This is a genomic window from Roseicyclus sp., from assembly GCF_965662675.1.
Classification (GTDB): domain Bacteria; phylum Pseudomonadota; class Alphaproteobacteria; order Rhodobacterales; family Rhodobacteraceae; genus Roseicyclus.
On sequence record NZ_CBFIIK010000003.1, the window covers coordinates 49,982 to 69,000 of the forward strand.

Sequence of the window (19,019 nt, forward strand, 5' to 3'; positions counted from 1 at the left end):
GTATTTGGGAAGCAAAGATGGCAGGGGGTTCGCCTTGCGGAATGGTCAAGCAGGCAAAGGCTGCGGCCTGCGCGGGCGTGAGCGGGCCAAGATGTAGAGCATGACCGCCACATTGAGCGCGTTGAAGGCGATGCCGTTAAGGAAAGCCCAGCGGTAGGAACCGGTGATGTCGTAGATCAGCCCCGACAGCCAACCGCCCAGCGCCATGCCGATGATCGTGGCCATGATGACGAAGCCGACCCTTGCGCCCGCCTCGCGCGCGGGCAGGTATTCGCGCACGATGATCGCATAGGCAGGCACGATGCCCCCTTGGCTGAGGCCGAAGATCAGGCTGACAAGATAGAGCGAGGTCAGGCCGCTGCTCGGCAAATAAAGCATGAGCGCCAGCATTTGCAGGCTCGATCCGATCAGAAGGGTCATCACCCCCCCCAAACGGTCGGCCAAAAGCCCCGAGATCAGCCGCGAGGCGACCCCACCCAACAGCATCAAGCTCAACATTTCGGCACCGACCGCCGGGCCGTAGCCGAGATCGACGCAATAGGCGACGATGTGGACCTGCGGCATGGACATGGCCACGCAGCAGCCGATGCCTGCCGCCGCCAAGAGCCATGTCAATGCCCGCGGGCCCAGCCCGCTATCGCGCGCGCGTGCCGCGGCAGCGGTGTCGGAGGCCTCGATCGCGCCGGCGGGAAGCGGTGCGCGCAAAAGCCATGTGGCGGGCAGCATGATGAACAATGCGGCGGCAGCGATCACAAGATAGGCGGTACGCCAGCCGGGCCCGGCAAGGATATCGGCCAAGATCAGGGGCCAGATCGCACCGGAGAGGTAATTGCCCGAGGCGATCATCGCCACCGCGATCCCGCGGCGCTTGAGAAACCATTGGCTGACATCGGCGATGAGCGGGCCGAAGCTGGTGGCGGTGCCGAAGCCGATCAGGAGTTGCAGCGCCGAGAGCGTGGCGATGTTGGGCGCGATCGCGGCACCGGCGAAACCCAAGGCCATGAGCAAGGCCGAGGCCGCCAAGGCGCGTGCCACCCCCCAGCGATCCACCGCGCGACCGATCAGGAAATTGCCCGCCGCAAAGCCCAGCATGGTCAGCGTATAGGGGATGGCGGCATCGGCGCGGTCGACACCGAACTCGGCCTGCATCGCGGGCATGATGACGATGATCGACCACATCCCCACATTGCCGATCAGCGAGATCAGCAGCGCGAGGCCAAGGCGGAACCACGATGCGCGGCTATCGAGAATGGGGGCGATCATGGCGCGAGGCTAGGCCTGTCATCGCGGCTTGGAAAGAGGGTGTTTGGCCCGATGGACAGCTAGACCTCTTCGACCGTCACGACCCCTTCCATGGCGCGCAGGGCGCCCTTGATCTGGGGCGAGACGGGAAAGTCATCGCCCAGCACCAATTCGACCTCACCCGGCAGATCGGGGGCCATCAGGCAAAGATGGATCGGCCCCCGCACGGCGCGGGCCGCGTCGGTGGCCATGCGCGACAAGAGCGATTGCACCGATGTGATCCCGATCTCGCCATCGACGAAAACCCGCAGGCCGGTGGTGGCACTCGCCACGGCGGCGTCCAACGGCTGCACAGCCCGGCAAAGCAATTTCAGCTGATCGGCCTCATAGGTCGCCTCGACCTGCAGCAAGACATTCATCCCCGTATCGAGATGGGGCCGCGCGGCATCGAGCACGTCGGAGAACATCGTCACTTCGTAAAGCCCCGTTGGATCGGAGAGCGCCACGAAAGCGAAGCGATTGCCCTTTTGCGATTTGCGTTCCTGCCGCGACGAGACCGCCCCCGCCATGCGCGCGACAAAGGCCCCGCCCTGAACCTTGGCCATCACATCGGACAGGGTCAGCACCCCCTTGCGCCCCAGCGCGGGCAGGTAGTCGTCAAGCGGATGGCCCGAAAGGTAGAACCCGACAGCCGCATGCTCGGCACTCAGCCGCGCGGCGGGCAACCAATCCTCGGTGTCGGGCAGGCGCGGCTCGGGCAGGTCGTCGCCCGCTTCGCCGAAAAGCGAGACCTGATTTGATGCGGCCGCATCATGGATCGCTGCCGAATAGGCCACCAGCGCATCGAGGCCGGCGAACACGCGCGCCCGGTTGCGGTCGAGCGTATCAAAAGCACCCGCCCGTGCCAGCATTTCAAGCGAACGCTTGCCCACGCGTTTCAGATCGACACGGCGGGCGAAGTCGAAAAGCGAGCGGAAGGGTTTGTCGCCGCGCGCCTCGACGATCAGCCGCATCGCATCGACGCCTACATTCTTGAGTGCGCCCAGCGCGTAAAGGATCTTGCCCTCCGCAACCGTAAAGCTGGCCGCCGCGCGGTTCACGCAGGGCGACACCACATCGATGCCCAGCCTTGCGACCTCTTGGCGATAAATGGCGAGTTTCTCGGTGAGATGGATGTCGCAATTCATCACCGCGGCCATGAATTCGACCGGGTGGTTGGCCTTGAGCCATGCCGTCTGATAGCTGACCACCGCATAGGCGGCAGCATGGGATTTGTTGAAGCCGTAATTGGCGAATTTCTCGAGCAGGTCGAAAACCTCACCCGCCTTCTCATTGGTCACGCCATTGGCGGTTGCCCCTTCGATGAATTTGGGGCGTTCCTTGGCCATTTCCTCGGCGATCTTCTTGCCCATGGCGCGGCGCAGGAGGTCGGCACCGCCCAGCGAATAGCCCGCCATGACCTGCGCGATCTCCATCACCTGTTCTTGGTAGACGATGATGCCTTGGGTCTCTTGCAAGATATGATCGATCGAAGGGTGGATCGATTCAAGCGGCCGCAGGCCGTTCTTGACCTCGCAATAGGCGGGGATGTTCTCCATCGGGCCGGGGCGATAGAGTGCGACCAGCGCAACGATATCCTCGATGCAGGTGGGTTTCATGCGGCGAAGCGCATCCATCATGCCCGAACTTTCCACCTGAAACACCGCGACCGTCTTGGCGCTGGCATAAAGCGCGTAGGTCTTGGCGTCATCGAGCGGGATGGCGTTGATCTGGTTTTCCGCCCCCGGCGCGGGGTCGTATAGCCGCGTGCCATCCGGCCCCTCATGGAGTTGCCGTCCGCTGGCATGGATCAAGGCGATGGCGTTTTGCACCACCGTCAGCGTCTTGAGGCCGAGGAAATCGAATTTCACCAAACCGGCCGGCTCGACCCATTTCATGTTGAACTGGGTGGCGGGCATATCCGAGCGCGGATCGCGGTAGATCGGCACCAGCGCGTCAAGCGGGCGATCAGCGATCACCACACCCGCTGCATGGGTCGAGGCATTCCTGAGCAGACCTTCGACCTTTTCGGCGTAATCGAACAGGCGCCGCACCGGGTTGGTGCGACCCTCGCGGCGATCTTGCTCGGTCTCGCGCATTTCTTCGCGGATGCGTTCCTCTTGCGTCACGGCTTGCGTGATCGAGACCGGCTTCACCCCTTCGACGGGGATCATTTTCGACAGCCTGTCGACCTGGCCAAAGGGCATTTGCAGCACACGGCCGACATCGCGCACAGCAGCCTTGGACAAAAGCGCGCCGAAGGTGATGATCTGGCCCACCCGGTCGCGGCCGTATTTTTCCTGCACATAACGGATCACCTCTTCGCGGCGGTCCATGCAAAAGTCGATGTCGAAATCGGGCATCGACACGCGCTCGGGGTTGAGGAAGCGTTCGAACAACAGCGAATAGCGCAGCGGGTCAAGGTCCGTGATCGTCAGCGCATAGGCCACAAGCGAGCCCGCCCCCGATCCCCGGCCCGGACCCACGGGAATTCCCGCATCCTTGGCCCATTTGATGAAATCGGCCACGATCAGGAAGTAACCGGGGAACCCCATCCCCTCGATGATGCCCAGTTCGAAATCAAGGCGCGCCTCGTACTCAGCGACCGGGGCGGCATGGGGGATCACGGCCAAACGCGCGGCAAGCCCGGCACGGGCCTGACGGCGCAATTCCTCGATCTCATCCTCGGCAAAACGCGGCAGGATCGGGGGGTGCGTCCGCGCGCGATAGGCGCAGCGGCGCGCGATCTCGACGGTGTTTTCCAACGCCTCGGGCAGATCGGCGAAAAGCGTCGCCATCTCTTCGGGGGATTTGAAATAATGCTGCGGGCTGAGGCGGCGGCGCGGCTCGGATTGGTCGACATAGGCACCTTGCGCGATGCAGATCAATGCATCATGGGCTTGGAACATATCGGCTTTCGGGAAATAGACATCATTGGTCGCCACCAGCGGCAGACCCATCGCATAGGCCAGCTCGATGCTGGGCCGCTCGGTCAGTTGCTCGGCCTCGGGCAGGCCTGTCTCGCCCGGGTGGCGCTGCAATTCAACATAAAGCCTGTCGGGATAGATCGTGGTCAAACGCGTCAAAAGCGCCTCGGCCTTGGCATGATTGCCCATGCGCAGCAAACGTCCCAGCGGTCCATCCGGCCCACCCGTCAGACAGATCATCCCCGCCCCATGCGCCGCCAATTCATCAAGCGTGACATGCGGCGCGCTGCCATCCCCGCGCAGGTAAAGCGCCGAGTTCAGCTTCATCAGATTTTCATAACCCTGCCGGTCTTGGGCCAAAAGCACGATCGCGGCGGGCGGCACGGGACGCTCGCCGGGGCGGACCGGGTCGTAATCGACATCGAGCTGGCAACCGATGATCGGCTGGACCCCAGCCTTGACAGCGGTTTCCGAAAACTCCAGCGCACAAAACATGTTGTTGCTATCGGTCACGGCGACCGCGGGCATGCCGGCATCGGCCACAAGACCGGGCAGCTTCTTGACCCGCATCGCCCCTTCGAGCAGCGAATATTCCGTGTGCAAGCGCAGGTGGATGAATTTCGGATCGGACATGTCGGCACGCTATCGCAGCCGTCCGCGCGATGGAACCGCAACCTCGCGGTTCGCACAGAAAACGGGCGCAACCATGCGCGCGGATGGCTTGGCGCAAGGCAAGGCTTGCAATATCGCCGCAACACCGCTTTTCTAGAGGGCGGTCGTACAACTTTGGGGCCGCGCTCTACGCCGCATCGAGCGCCGGACGACCTCCCCGAACACGGGTATCGCGGCAGGCAAGTTTCATGACGATCCGGTTTCTTTTGAACGGGGAACCTGTGGATGTCGATGCGCCCCCCACCGCGACGCTGCTCGATTGGCTGCGCGAGGAACGGCGGCTCACCGGCACCAAGGAAGGCTGTAACGAGGGCGATTGCGGCGCCTGCACGGTCATGGTGACCAATCCCGAAGGAACATCGCGCGCGCTCAATGCCTGCATCTTGTTCATGCCCCAACTCGCAGGTCACGCGGTCCGCACGATCGAGGGGATCGCAGGCCCCGACGGCGCACTGCACCCGGTACAACAGGCGATGGTCGATCATCATGGGTCACAATGCGGCTTTTGCACACCGGGCTTCGTGGTGTCGATGGCCGTGGCCCATCTGAACGGGCGGCACGACCATGACGATCAATTGGCGGGCAACCTGTGTCGTTGTACGGGCTATGCCCCGATCATTCGCGCCGCCGAAGCCGCAACCACGGCCCCCATACCTGACTGGATGCGGGTTGATGCGGCCACCCTGGCGGCCTCACCCTTGTGTGTTTCACAAATATCCCCGGGGGGGCGCCATTCGAGCGCCACTGGTCCGAGCGACAATGGCGGCCGGGACAGACAGCCCCCCACTTGCCCGACATCCGCCGATGAACTCGCCGCTTGGTATCTGGACAACCCCGACGCAACCTTGATCGCGGGGGCCACCGATGTGGGGCTTTGGGTGACCAAGGGCTTGCGCGATCTTGCGCCGGTCGCCTTCCTGAACCAATGCGCCGATTTGCGCGGGATTGTTGCCGATGACGAAACAATCAGCATCGGCGCGATGACCACAATCGCGGAACTCGGCGCATTCATCGCCGACCGCCACCCCGCCTTCGCCGAGCTGATCCGCCGCTACGGCTCGGTGCAAGTGCGCAATGCCGCCACCATCGGCGGCAATATCGCCAATGGCTCGCCCATCGGTGACAGCCCACCCGCGCTGATCGCCTTGGGCGCAACACTGCACCTGCGCCGGGGCGATATACGGCGCAGCCTGCCGCTCGAGGATTTCTTTCTCGCCTATGGCAAGCAAGACCGCGCCGCCGGGGAATTCGTCGAGGCCGTCACGATCCCCGTCCAGCCGGACCATTTGCGCTGCTACAAGCTGTCCAAGCGCTTCGATCAAGATATCTCGGCGGTGTGCGGCGCATTCAACATCACGCTTGAGGGTGGCATCGTGACAGCCGCGCGCATCGCATTCGGCGGCATGGCCGGCACGCCCAAACGCGCCCATGCGGCCGAGGCCGCGTTGATCGGCCAGCCATGGGCCGACACCAGCATCACCGCCGCGCAAGACGCGCTTGCCGCGGATTTCACCCCGCTCTCGGATATGCGCGCCTCGGCCGACTACAGGCTGCGCAGCGCCAAAGCCATGCTGATGCGCTGCTTGCGCGAAAGCAGGGGCGAAGATGTGAACGTGCTGGCGGTGCAACCATGAGCGCGCATGACAGCCTGCCGCATGATGCGGCCTGCCTGCATGTGACCGGGCGGGCGCGCTATGTCGACGATATTCCCACACCTGCCGATTGCCTGCATCTGGCCTTTGGGCTCTCGCCAATCGCGCGCGGCACGATCCGCGCCATGGACCTTGCCGCTGTCCGGTCGGCACCGGGCGTGGTCGAGGTGCTGGCGGGGACCGATCTCGACCCGATGCCCGATTGCGCCCCGGCCGCCCATGACGAGCCGCTCTTGTCGGACGGCACGATCCATTACGCGGGCCAGCCGCTTTTCTTGGTGGTCGCGACAAGCCATCTGGCCGCGCGCCGCGCCGCACGGATGGCGCGCCTCGATCTGATCGAAGAGACACCGATCCTCGGCGTCGATGAGGCGCTCGCCGCCAATGCCCGTTTCGAGGACGGCCCACGCATCTATGCCAAGGGCGATGTCGCCGCCGCGATCGCAACGGCCGATCATGTGATCACGGGACAGATCACCCTTGGCGGACAAGAGCATTTCTATCTTGAAGGCCAAGCCGCCCTCGCCTTGCCGCAAGACAACGGCGACATGGTGATCCATGCCTCGACCCAGCATCCGACCGAGATCCAGCACAAGGTCGCCGATGCGCTGGGCTTGCCCATGCATGCCGTGCGCGTCGAGGTGCGGCGCATGGGTGGCGGTTTCGGCGGCAAGGAAAGCCAAGGCAATGCGCTGGCCATCGCCTGCGCCATCGCGGCCGCGCGCAGCGGCCGGCCCGCCAAGATGCGCTACGACCGCGATGATGATTTCGTCATCACCGGCAAGCGCCATGATATCGTGATCGCATACCGGGTGGGCGTCGATGCGACCGGGCGGGTCTTGGGGCTTGATTTCACCCATTACCTGCGCTGCGGCTGGTCGATGGATCTATCGCTGCCGGTGGCCGATCGGGCGATGTTGCATGCCGACAATGCCTATGATCTGCCGGCCGCGCGCATCACCTCGCATCGGTTGCGGACCAATCACCAAAGCGCCACGGCCTTTCGCGGCTTTGGCGGGCCGCAAGGCATGGTGGGGATCGAGCGGGTGATGGATCATATCGCCCATCACTTGGGCCGTGATCCCTTGGAGATCCGGCGCCTCAATTACTATCCCGAGGCGCATGTGGCCCGGTCCGAGGCCTCCGGCGGGAGTATTTTTGAAGCAAAGATGGCCAAAGATGCGCCCCGCATCGGGATCACGCCCTATGGGATGGAGGTGCGCGATTTCGTCTTGCATGACCTGACCCAACGCTTGGCGCAATCTTGCGATTATGCCGGGCGGCGCGCGGAGATTGCGCGGTGGAACGCGCACCAGCCGGTGCTTAAGCGCGGCATCGCGCTCAGCCCGGTGAAATTCGGCATTTCTTTCACGCTCACCCATCTCAACCAAGCGGGCGCGCTGGTCCATGTCTATCAAGATGGATCGATCCAGATAAACCATGGCGGCACCGAGATGGGCCAAGGCCTGTTCCAAAAGGTGGCGCAGGTGGCGGCAAGCCGCTTCGGCGTCGGCATAGAGCAAATCAAGATCACCGCGACAGATACGGGCAAGGTGCCCAATACCAGCGCCACGGCGGCCAGTTCGGGCACCGATCTGAACGGGATGGCGGTGCAAGCGGCCTGTGACACGATCCGGGCGCGCATCGCCACGCATCTGGCCGCGGTCCATGGCAATGACGATATCCATTTCGGCGATGGCTGCGTCCATATCGGCCAAGATCACAGGCTGAGCTTCCGGGAAGCGGTACAGTCGGCCTATGCCGCGCGCGTCAGCCTATCGGCCACGGGCTTTTACAAGACACCCGATATCGCATGGGACCGCATCGCGGGCCAAGGGCAGCCGTTCTTCTACTTCGCCTACGGCGCGGCCTGCTCGGAGGTGGTGATCGACAGCTTGACCGGCGAGAACCGCATCCTGCGCACCGATATCTTGCATGATGCGGGCGCAAGCCTGAACCCCGCGCTCGATATCGGGCAGATCGAGGGCGGGTTCGTGCAAGGTGCGGGATGGTTGACCTCGGAAGAGCTGGTCTGGGACGATCACGGACGGCTGCGCACCCATGCGCCCTCGACCTACAAGATCCCCGCCTGTTCGGACCGGCCGCCGGTGTTCAACGTCGACCTGTGGGACCAGCCCAACCGGGCCGAGACGATCTATCGGTCCAAAGCCGTGGGTGAGCCGCCCTTCATGCTGGGGATCAGCGTCTTGATGGCGCTCTCGGATGCCTGCGGGGCATGCGGGCCGCATTATCCCGACCTGCAGGCCCCCGCGACACCCGAGGCGGTACTTGCGGCGATCGACCGGGCGCGTGGGCCATGAGCACGATCCGCGTCACCATCACCGCCGTGCAAGGCTCGGCCCCGCGCGAGGTGGGGGCAGCGATGCTGGTCCGGGGCGACGGTATCGATGGCACCATCGGCGGCGGCGCGCTGGAGTGGGAGGCGATGCGCATCGCGCGCGCCATGCTGGTTGAAGGGCGGGATCGGGCCGAACATCGCCTGCCCCTCGGCCCGGCCTTGGGCCAATGCTGCGGTGGCGCGGTGAGCCTGTCTTTCGAGGCAGCCGAGGCGCTGGATCGCCACCAAGGCGCGCCGCTTTGGGTCTGGGGCGCGGGCCATGTCGGGCGCGCGGTCGTGGCGGTGATGGCCCCGCTGCCGGAGGTGGCGATCACATGGATCGACGATGCCGACGCGCGCTTTCCCGGCGATGTTGCCGAAGGTGTCGAAACGGTCGTGGCCGCCGATATGGCGCTTTTGATGGCCCATGCACCGCCTGTCGCTCATCACCTGATCCTGAGCTACAGCCACGAGATCGATCTGGCGCTATGTCACGGCGCGCTCATGCGCGGCTTTGCGAGTTGCGGGCTGATCGGCTCAGATACCAAATGGGCACGGTTTCAGGCGCGGCTGAAGGCACTGGGGCATATAGATGCCGAAATTTCACGCATCACCTGTCCGATCGGCGACCCGCGGATGGGCCGACACCCGCAAGCCATTGCCGTGGGGGTGGCCGGGCGGCTACTCACAATGCATCTGCACAAAGAATCGGCAGGCAAGCCGATCCAACGGGGGAAAGTGATCGCGACGTGACGGCGCTCTTGGAAATCGAGGGGCTATGCAAAGCCTATCCGGGTGTCGTGGCCAATGACGATGTGTCATTCGCGATTCAGCCGGGCGAAGTGCATGCACTTCTGGGCGAGAACGGCGCGGGCAAATCCACGCTGGTCAAGATGATCTATGGGCTGGTCAAGCCCGACCGGGGCGCGATGCGCTTGCGCGGGGCGCCTTATGCGCCGGTAGAGCCACGCGCGGCACGCGCGGCGGGCGTGGCGATGGTGTTTCAGCATTTCAGCCTGTTCGAAGCATTGAGCGTGGCCGAGAATATCGCGCTGGGCATGGAAGATCCGCCAAAACCACGCGATCTGGCTGCGCGTATCCGCGATGTCTCGCAAGCCTATGGCCTGCCGCTCGATCCTTTTCGGCTGGTGGGCGATCTGTCGGCGGGCGAGCGTCAGCGGGTCGAGATCATCCGCTGCCTGCTGCAAGAGCCCAAGCTCTTGATCATGGATGAGCCCACCAGCGTCTTGACCCCGCAAGAGGTGGAGATCTTGTTTCACACCCTGCGCAAGCTGGCAGCCGAGGGGACGGCGATCTTGTATATCAGTCACAAGCTCGAGGAGATCCGCACGCTTTGCGATGCGGCCACGATCTTGCGGTTGGGGCGCAAGGTGGGAGAATGCACCCCGCGTGATGTGACGGCCGCGCATATGGCGGAATTGATGGTTGGCAAATCGCTGGCCCAACCGGCGCGCGACACCCATACGCCGGGCGCGGTCTTGCTTGCGGTGGCGGGGCTCAACCTGCGCGCGGCCTCACCCTTTGGAACAAGCTTGCAAGATGTCAGCTTTTCGGTGCGGGCAGGGGAGATCCTTGGCATCGGCGGTGTCGCGGGCAATGGCCAAGACGAGTTGCTGGCCGCCCTGTCGGGTGAAATCAGCGCCGCAGCCGATGCGATCACGCTCAACGGCGCGCCCATCGGCGCGCTGAGCCCCAATGCACGCCGCCAGAAGGGTGTGCTTTGCGCACCCGAAGAACGGCTTGGCCATGCCGCTGCGCCAGAGATGACATTGACCGAGAACGCGCTGCTGACCGCGCGTATCCGGCGTGGGCTCGATCGTGGCGGCTTTGTCGATTGGGCCCGCGCGCGGGGCTTTGCCCAAGATATCATCACCCGCTTCGATGTCCGCACCCCGGGAACCGAGGTCGCGGCACGCGCCCTTTCGGGCGGCAATCTCCAAAAATTCGTGATCGGGCGCGAAATTCTACAAGATCCGACCGTTTTGGTGGTCAACCAACCCACTTGGGGCGTGGATGCCTCGGCAGCGGCCGCGATCCGGCAGGCGCTCTTGGATCTGGCCCAAGGCGGCGCTGCGGTGGTCGTGATCAGCCAAGACCTTGATGAGTTGCTCGAGATTTCAGACCGGTTCTGCGCGCTCAACGAGGGGCGGCTTTCGACCGCACGCGAGGCGCGCGGCCTGAGCATGGAAGAGATCGGCCTGATGCTGGGCGGGGCGCATGACATGGCCGAGGTGGTGGCATGATCGCGCTGGAAAAACGCCCGCAGCCCGCGCGCGGTTGGGTCATCGGCGCGCCGCTTTTGGCGGTGGTGCTGACGATGGTCGCAGGCGGGATCATGTTCGCGGCGCTGGGCAAGGATCCGGTCGGCGCGATCCGCATCATCTTTTGGGATCCGCTGTTTTCCGAGCAGTTCGCAGGCTATTCGCGGCCGCAATTGCTGGTCAAGGCAGGGCCGTTGATCTTGATCGCCATCGGCCTCAGCCTTGGGTTTCGCGCAGGGATTTGGAACATCGGGGCCGAGGGGCAATATATTGTCGGGGCGCTGTGCGGCGCGGCCTTCGGCTTGGCGTTTTGGCCATCGACACACCCGCTGATCTTTCCCGGCATGGTGCTGGCCGGTGTGCTGGGCGGTGTTCTTTGGGCGATGATCCCGGCGTTTTTACGGGTTTATGCGCGTACCAATGAAATTCTCGTGTCGCTTTTGTTGGTCTATGTCGCCGAGGCGATGCTGGCCTCGGCTGCGACGGGTTGGTTGCGCAACCCCGATGGGGCGGGCTTTCCCGGATCGCGCAACCTTGCGCGGCATGCGGGCACCAACAATCCCGAACTGATCGCAGGAACGGGGATGCATTGGGGGGTTTTGGCCGCCTTCGTGGCAGTGATCGCGGCCTATGTGCTGATGACGCGCCATGTGCTGGGTTACCAGATCCGGCTGGCGGGCCAAGCCCCGCGCGCGGCGCGTTTTGGGGGCGTGAATGCCGGGCGGCTGGTGATTTTGTGCATGGGTGTCTCGGGCGCGCTGGCAGGCATGGCGGGCCTGTTCGAGGTAAGCGGCCCCGCAGGGCGCATCTCGATCGATTTCAACGTCGGCTACGGCTTTACCGCCATCATCGTGGCTTTCCTTGGCCGGCTGAACCCGATCGGCATCTTGATGGCCGGGCTTTTGTTGGCGCTGACCTTCATCGGCGGCGAGTTGGCGCAGCTGATGTTGGGTATTCCCGCGCCCGCGATCCAAGCCTTTCAAGGCATGCTGTTGTTTTTCTTGCTCGCGCTCGATGTGCTGGCCAATTATCGTGTGAAGCTCAAGCGGGGGGCCATGGCATGATCGTCGATCCCGTCACGCTGATCGTGGCCTTGATCACCGTTGCCACGCCCGTGCTTTTGGCGGCCATCGGCGAATTGGTCGTGGAAAAGGCCGGTGTCTTGAACCTCGGGGTCGAGGGGATGATGATCATGGGCGCGGTCTGTGGCTTTGTCGTCGCCCATCACAGCGGCTCTGCGGCTTTGGGCTTTGCCGCTGGCATGGCGGGTGGGGCGGCGCTTGCCATGCTTTTCGCGATCTTGACCCAGCTCTTGATGGCCAATCAGGTGGCATCGGGATTGGCGCTGACGCTGTTCGGCCTTGGCCTCGCCGCGCTGATCGGGGTGGGCTATGGTGGGCTGGCCCTGCCTGCGGTCTACAGGCCCTTTCCCGAGGCCTTGCACAATATCCCTGTCGTGGGGCCGATCATGTTTTCGCATTCCGCGCTGGTCTATGTGGCGCTGATGTTGGTGGCGGCGGTGTGGGTGGTGCTGACGCGCACGCGGATCGGGCTGATCCTGCGGGCGGTTGGCGAAAACCACGACGCCGCCCATGCGCTTGGCTACAAGGTGGTGCGTATCCGCATCGCCGCGATCTTGTTCGGCGGGGCTTGCGCGGGTTTGGGCGGAGCTTTCCTGTCCGTGGTGCGGGTGCAGAATTGGCTCGAGGGGATGACCGCAGGCGCAGGCTGGATCGCGCTGGCGCTGGTGGTCTTCGCCTCGTGGAAGCCGTGGCGCGTTTTGTTGGGCGCGTGGCTGTTCGGGGGCATCGCGGCGCTGCAACTGCGCCTTCAGGCCGCCGAGGTGGGTGTGCCCGTGGCGCTACTGGATGCCTCGCCCTACCTCATCACGATCATCGTGCTTGTCATCATCTCATCGGACCGCAGCCGCGCGGCGCTGAACGCGCCCGCGATGCTGGGTCGTATCTTTCACACATCTGGCTGAGGATGTCGGGACATGCCAAAGACGCCAGACCATGATCAACCCCGCACGCGCCAGCGCGTACCTTCTTCACCCTATCCAAACTGGAGGATATCTGAATGAAAATGCTGCCAAAATTTTTGACCTCTGCGGCGCTCGCCGTAGGCCTTGCGCTGCCCGCGCTGGCACAAGACCCCTTCAAGGTCGGCTTCATCTATGTCGGCGCTGTCAGCGACATGGGCTGGACCTTTACCCATGATGTCGGCCGTCTGGCCGTCGAAGAGCATTTCGGTGATGCGGTCGAGACCGTGTTTCTCGAGAATGTTCCCGAAGGCGCGGATGCCGAGCGCGCGATCAGCCAAATGATCTTGGGCGGTGCTGACATGATCTTCACCACCTCCTTTGGTTATGGCGAGGCGACCAATGCCGTCGCGGGCCAATTCCCCGATGTCTATTTCGAGCATGCCACGGGCTATATGCGCGACCATCCCAATGTGTCCAACTATTCGGCCCGCTTCTACGAAGGCCGCGCCGTCTTGGGCCATATCGCAGGCCACATGACGGAATCGAACATCGTGGGCTATATCGCCTCCTACCCGATCCCCGAAGTGATCCGCGGCATCAACTCGGCCTATCTGCATGCACGTGCGGTCAATCCCGATGTCGAGTTCCGGGTGGTTTGGGCCTATACTTGGTTCGATCCCGCGATCGAAGCCGACGCCGCCCAAGCACTGGTCGATGCCGGCGCCGATGTGATCATGCAGCATACCGACTCGACTGCACCACAGACTGTCGCGCGCGATGCCGGCATCATCTCCTTTGGCCAAGCATCCGACATGATCCAATTCGCACCGCGTCCGCGCGTGGCCTCGATCATCGACAACTGGGCGCCCTACTATATCCGCCGCGTCGGTGAAGCGATGGAAGGGAATTGGGAACAGGCCGACACCTGGGAAGGCATGCCCACGGGCAAAGTCCTGATCGGTGAATTGAGCGAGGCGATCCCCGCCGAAGTCCGTGCCTCGGCCCAAGACATGATCGACGCGCTGAAGGCGGGCACCTATCACCCCTTCACCGGCCCGATCAATCGTCAGGACGGCACCGCATGGTTGGCCGAAGGCGAAGTGGCCGATGATGGCACGCTTTTGGGCATGAACTTCTACGTCGAAGGCATCACCGGCGAAGTGCCGAACTGATCCGCGACATCGGTTTTTGGATCGGCCCGCCCTTGTGGCGGGCCGTTTCGTTTGGGTGGGGTCGAGACCGCGAATTTTCATCCGAAAACTCGGGGGGCGCTGCCCCCGCCCGTGCCGGGCTCCCCCGGAGTATTTTCGAAGCAAAGATGGCGCTGACGGGGTGCCATTCGGCACGCGTGTCGCTTTCGTGTCGAATTCGGTCGGGTGGGCGAGGCACGGCTTGCGCCGCTCGGGCAGGTAGGGTCAGCATGTTTGCGCGCTTTGCCCGAAGGACCGGCCATGAAGACCCATGTCAAAGCCCTTGTCGTCGGCGGCGGTGCCGTCGGCACCTCGATCGCCTATCACCTTGCCCGGGCGGGCTGGGACGATGTCATGCTGCTCGAGCGCGACGAGTTGACCAGCGGCTCGACCTGGCATGCGGCAGGTCTGTTGCCCTTGTTCAACATGGGCTTCGCGACGAGCCATATCCATGACTACTCGGTCAGGTTCTACAAGACGCTCGAGGCCGAGACCGGGCTGAACGCAGGCTTCTCGGTTGTGGGCAATCTCCGCATGGCGCAGACCGATGCGCGCATGGATGAATACATGCTTTATGCCTCGACCGCAGAGACGGTGGGCATTCCCTTCGAATGGTTGACGCCCGATGAGATCAAGGCGCGCTGGCCCCTCGTCAGAACCGAGGATCTGAAGGGCGCAATCTATCACCCGACGGACGGCTACATAAATCCCGCCGATGTGACCATGGCGATGGCCAAGGGCGCGCGCCAGCGGGGTGTGGTGATCGAGCGGAAATGGCAGGTCGATGGCTATGCATGGACCGGGTCGGACTGGCGCGTGACCTGCACCAAGATGGTGGAAAAGGGCGGCAATCTTGTGCCATCCGATGAGCAGGTGGTGATCACCGCCGAGCATGTGGTGACGGCGACCGGCAACCACGCCCAGCGCACGGCACGGCTTTTGGGGATCAAGATCCCCGCCATTCCCGTCGAGCATCAGTATATCGTGACCGAGCCGGACCCCGCGCTGGTCGACTACCGCAAGACCAATGGCGAGCATCCGGTTTTGCGCGATGCGGATGCCAAATGGTATGTGCGCGAGGAACGCGGCGGCTGGATCTTGGGCCCCTATGAGCGGAACGCGCCCGCCTGTTTCGAATACAGCGTGCCCGACAGTTTCCGCGCCGATCTCTTTCCGCTCGATCTGGAACGGATCGAAGAAGAATACATGAGCATGATCCATCGGCTGCCCTCGTCCGAAACGGTGGGCCTCAAGGATGATTACAACGGCCCGATCTGCTACACCCCCGATGGCAACCCGCTGGTCGGCCCCGCGCCGGGCCTGCGCAACATGTGGCTGGCCGAAGGGTTCAGTTTCGGCATCACGGCGGCGGGCGGCACGGGTTACTACCTCGCCCAGATGATGGTCGAAGGCGAGGCCGAGATCGACATGGCCGCCCTTGACCCCAAGCGCTACGGGTCGTGGATGACGACCGAATACGCCGCGCGCAAGAACGAGGAATGCTACGAGAACGTCTTTATCCTGCATCATCCGGACGAGGAGCGCGAAGCCTGCCGCCCCCTGCGCACAGCACCCGCCTATGACCGGCAAAAGGCGCTCGGCGCGCAGTTCGGCCAGGTGAATGGCTGGGAGCGGCCGAATTACTACGGGCCGATCGGCGCGCCCGAAAGCTTCGATCATGACAGCCGCAGCTTCCGACGCGGCGCATGGTGGGAGTATGCCAAGGCCGAGGCCGCGGCGATCCGCAGCGCGGCGGGCATCATCGATGCCACGGCATTCGCCAAGCATGTGGTCAAAGGCCCCGGCGCGGCGGCCTTCCTTGATTGGTTCACCACCAACAAGCTACCCAAGGTCGGGCGCATCAACCTGACCTATGCGCTGACCGACACCGGCACGACGCGCACCGAATACACGATCATGCGCGAGGAGGAGGACCGCTTCGTCCTGATTTCCGCCGGGGCGTGGCATGCCTATGACCAAGATTACCTGCTCAAGGCCGTGGCAGACAAGGAGCCCGAGTTCGGCCGGATCGAGGTCGAGGATTGGACCACCCGTTTCGGCGTCTTCGCCTTGGCCGGGCCGAATTCGCGCGCGATCCTGAACGAATTGGTGCGCGATGCCGATCCGGGATCGGCGCTGTCGAACAAGCGGTTCCCATGGCTGTCCTTGCGCAAGATCGAGCTGGAGATGTGCCCGGTCGTGGCCGTGCGCGTGGCCTATACGGGCGAGCTGGGCTGGGAATTGCACCACCCGGTCGAGATGGGCCGCTATTTGTGGGATCGATTGATGACGGTCGGGGCCAAACATGGGCTCAAGCCCGTGGGCGCGCGGGCGCAGAACTGGCTCCGGCAAGAGAAATCCTATCGCGCTTTCGGCACGGAACTGGGCCGTGATGCCACCCCGCTGGAGGCTGGGCTCGACCGCTTTGTGGACCTTGGAAAAGAGTTCCGCGGCAAGCAGGCGATGCTGAACAAGGGCCTGCGGTCGGTTTGCGTGACGCTGCTGATCGACGGGCCAGCGGATGCCGATCCGTGGGGGCGCGAGGCGCTGCTCCATGACGGGGAAAAGATCGGGCGGCTCACCTCGGGCGGGTATTCGGTCGCTTTCGGCAAGCAGATCGGCATGGGCTATGTGCGCCCCGATCTGGCCAAGCCGGGCACCAAGCTCAAGGTCCGGATGTTCCGCGCGTTGTGGGATGCAGTGGTGACCGAGGACAGCCCCTATGACCCGCAGAACGCGGTGATCCGGGTGGATGGCTAGGCCGGGCGGTCGAACACCAAGAGCAGGTTGTTGGCCGGCATGGGGATGGTTTCGGCATGGGCCAGCCCATGGCGTTGCAGCATCGCGATCACATCGGCCATGTCTTTGTAGCCGATAGCGGGGTCTTGGGCGCGCAGGGCGGCGTCGAAATCTGCATCGCCTTGGCTGGTCGTGCAGCCATCGCGCAAGAACGGGCCGTAGAGGGCAAAGCGCCCGCCGGGGGCGAGCGCTGCGGCGACCTCGGCCAGCAAGGTCGTGACCTCAGGCATGGAAATCAGGTGCAACAGGTTGATCAGCACGATCAGATCGGCAGGGCCGTGATCCTTGGTCCAGCCCGGTTGCGCGGCATCCAGATCGCGCGGGGGCAGGATATTGGGCAAACCGGCATCGGCCACCCATGCCGTGATCGAGGCGCGGCGGGTCGGTTCGGGATCGGTCGGCTGCCAGACTATCCCCGGCATGGCGGCGGCGAAGGCGATCACATGCTCGCCGGTGCCCGAGGCGATTTCCAAGGCGCAGCCATGCTGGGGTGCGATGCGGGTCAATTCGGCGGTGATGGCCTCGCGGTTCCGGAGCGCCGAAGGGGCCGAGATGCGCGGATCGGCGGTTTTCGCGGCCGCATCGGGCAGGTCGAGCTTGCGGATCATGCCACGCCACCCCGAAACCGCGCGGGCGACAGCGCCGCAACCAGATCGGCGTCCAACTCTGGTACGCGACCTGCGACCAGATCGGCCACAAGCCGCGAGGCCGCGGGGGCGGTCTGGAACCCGTAGCCGCCCTGCCCCGCGACCCAGACAAAGGCGGGATCGACCGGGTCGGGGCCAAGCACCAGCAACCGGTCGGGCGCGAAACTCCGCAAGCCTGCCCAAGAGGCTGTCAGCCGCGTGACCTCGGGCGTGACGAAGTCCTGATAGCGGGCGATCCCCTCGGCCAGTACCATGTCATCGGGCCATGCGTCATGGGGTTCGCTCACCGGGTCTTCCTCGGCGGGTGAGATGATGAGTTGCCCGGCATCGGGCTTGGCATACCATGTCTCGCCTGCGCCCATCAGCATCGGCCAGTCTGAAATGTCATGGCCGCCCGGCGCGGGGATACGCGCGACCGAGCGGCGCAAGGGCGTGATCCCGATGGGCGCGATCCCCGCCATTGCGGCGATCTGATCGGCCCAAGCACCGGCGGCATTCACAAGGATGCGGGCCTGATGATCGCCGTTTGTGGTCCTGACACGCCAGCCGCCCGAGATGCGCGTGATCGCGGTCACAGGCGCGCCTGTTGTCACCTGCCCGTCATGGGCGCGGATATGCCTTGCGAAATGCTGGATCAGCCGGTCGGTGTCGATATCCCATGCCTCGGTATGGATCGCGGCGGCATGGATCGCGGCGGGGTTCAGGATCGGCACACGCGCCACCGCTTCATCCACCGGGATCGGGGTCAGATGCATATCGGCGACGTCATGGTCGAATGCCGCCTGCGCGCCCGGCCCGGCCAAGACCATCAGGCCACGCGGGCTGAGAACGCCACCATCAAGGCTGTCATGATCGGCGCGCGAGGCAAGGTTAAGCGCCACAGTCGCAGGCTTGCCATACTGCGCCTCGTAAAGTGCAGCCGACCGGCCCGAGGCGTGATAGGCAAGCGCCGCCTCGCCCTCGAGCAGCAGCACCCGGCCCAGTTCGGCCAGCTGCGCCCCGGCGGAGACCCCCGCAATGCCACCGCCGATGATGAGGAAATCATGGGTCATGGGTGGATGGGTGGCATGGCGGCAGGGGTGGTGGCAAGGGGGGGCGATTGAGGCTCTGTTGATGGCATGGATGCCCCCTCCTGACGGCATCGCAATGTGCCAATGTGATGTGTGTTGAAGTCATCACAGAAGGAGAGGACATCCATGCCATCAACAGAGCCCCCAAAAGAAACCAAAATCTAGGGAAACTCATGG

Annotated in this window: 12 protein-coding genes; 8 read left to right on the forward strand and 4 right to left on the reverse strand. The window is 64.1% G+C overall.

From position 1 onward, the window contains the following. Nucleotides 1-45: 45 nt before the first annotated feature. Together ACTG4J_RS01410 and dnaE are read right to left on the reverse strand one after the other, a co-directional pair. Entirely contained in the window at nucleotides 46-1,263 is a 1,218-nt protein-coding gene (locus ACTG4J_RS01410) for an MFS transporter (RefSeq protein WP_439136706.1), read from the reverse strand. Between the two features lie 59 nt (nucleotides 1,264-1,322). Then, nucleotides 1,323-4,841: a DNA polymerase III subunit alpha gene (gene dnaE / locus ACTG4J_RS01415; protein ID WP_439136707.1), complete on the reverse strand. Its 3,519-nt coding sequence runs from the start codon at nucleotides 4,839-4,841 to the stop codon at nucleotides 1,323-1,325. A 227-nt stretch (nucleotides 4,842-5,068) separates the two neighbouring features. Between dnaE and xdhA the strand changes: the two genes are divergently transcribed. The 8 genes from xdhA (at nucleotide 5,069) to ACTG4J_RS01455 (ending at nucleotide 17,086) form a co-directional block, all read left to right on the forward strand. Continuing rightward, nucleotides 5,069-6,514, forward strand: coding sequence for a xanthine dehydrogenase small subunit (gene xdhA / locus ACTG4J_RS01420; RefSeq protein ID WP_439136708.1), 1,446 nt, complete (start codon nucleotides 5,069-5,071; stop codon nucleotides 6,512-6,514). Continuing rightward, a complete protein-coding gene (gene xdhB / locus ACTG4J_RS01425) occupies nucleotides 6,511-8,853 on the forward strand; it encodes a xanthine dehydrogenase molybdopterin binding subunit (RefSeq protein WP_439136709.1) in 2,343 nt (780 codons plus the stop codon). The genes xdhA and xdhB overlap by 4 nt, the downstream gene beginning before the upstream one ends. Continuing rightward, nucleotides 8,850-9,623 carry a xanthine dehydrogenase accessory protein XdhC gene (gene xdhC / locus ACTG4J_RS01430; RefSeq protein WP_439136710.1) on the forward strand — a complete coding sequence of 258 codons (774 nt, stop codon included), beginning with the start codon at nucleotides 8,850-8,852 and terminating at the stop codon, nucleotides 9,621-9,623. Before xdhB ends, xdhC begins: the two co-directional genes overlap by 4 nt. Beyond that, the gene (locus ACTG4J_RS01435) at nucleotides 9,620-11,134 is read left to right on the forward strand and encodes an ABC transporter ATP-binding protein (protein WP_439136711.1); all 1,515 of its coding nucleotides are present in this window, start codon (nucleotides 9,620-9,622) and stop codon (nucleotides 11,132-11,134) included. Before xdhC ends, ACTG4J_RS01435 begins: the two co-directional genes overlap by 4 nt. Next, on the forward strand, nucleotides 11,131-12,216 hold the full coding sequence (locus ACTG4J_RS01440) for an ABC transporter permease (RefSeq protein ID WP_439136712.1): 1,086 nt from the start codon (nucleotides 11,131-11,133) through the stop codon (nucleotides 12,214-12,216). Before ACTG4J_RS01435 ends, ACTG4J_RS01440 begins: the two co-directional genes overlap by 4 nt. Next, nucleotides 12,213-13,136, forward strand: coding sequence for an ABC transporter permease (locus ACTG4J_RS01445; RefSeq protein ID WP_439136713.1), 924 nt, complete (start codon nucleotides 12,213-12,215; stop codon nucleotides 13,134-13,136). The genes ACTG4J_RS01440 and ACTG4J_RS01445 overlap by 4 nt, the downstream gene beginning before the upstream one ends. Before the next feature lie 95 nt (nucleotides 13,137-13,231). Next, nucleotides 13,232-14,308 (forward strand): BMP family ABC transporter substrate-binding protein, encoded by a 1,077-nt coding sequence (locus tag ACTG4J_RS01450; protein WP_439136714.1) that lies wholly within the window; start codon nucleotides 13,232-13,234, stop codon nucleotides 14,306-14,308. 279 nt (nucleotides 14,309-14,587) lie between these two features. Beyond that, complete coding sequence (locus ACTG4J_RS01455; protein ID WP_439136715.1) at nucleotides 14,588-17,086, forward strand: GcvT family protein; 2,499 nt, start codon at nucleotides 14,588-14,590, stop codon at nucleotides 17,084-17,086. On the opposite strand, the gene ACTG4J_RS01460 is transcribed toward ACTG4J_RS01455, so the two are convergent. Both ACTG4J_RS01460 and ACTG4J_RS01465 read right to left on the reverse strand, forming a co-directional pair. Beyond that, nucleotides 17,083-17,733, reverse strand: a complete 651-nt coding sequence (locus tag ACTG4J_RS01460; RefSeq protein WP_439136716.1) for a DUF938 domain-containing protein — start codon at nucleotides 17,731-17,733, stop codon at nucleotides 17,083-17,085. The two genes, ACTG4J_RS01455 and ACTG4J_RS01460, sit on opposite strands and share 4 nt — an antisense overlap. Then, the gene (locus ACTG4J_RS01465) at nucleotides 17,730-18,824 is read right to left on the reverse strand and encodes an NAD(P)/FAD-dependent oxidoreductase (RefSeq protein ID WP_439136717.1); all 1,095 of its coding nucleotides are present in this window, start codon (nucleotides 18,822-18,824) and stop codon (nucleotides 17,730-17,732) included. The genes ACTG4J_RS01460 and ACTG4J_RS01465 overlap by 4 nt, the downstream gene beginning before the upstream one ends. Between the last annotated feature and the right edge of the window lie 195 nt (nucleotides 18,825-19,019).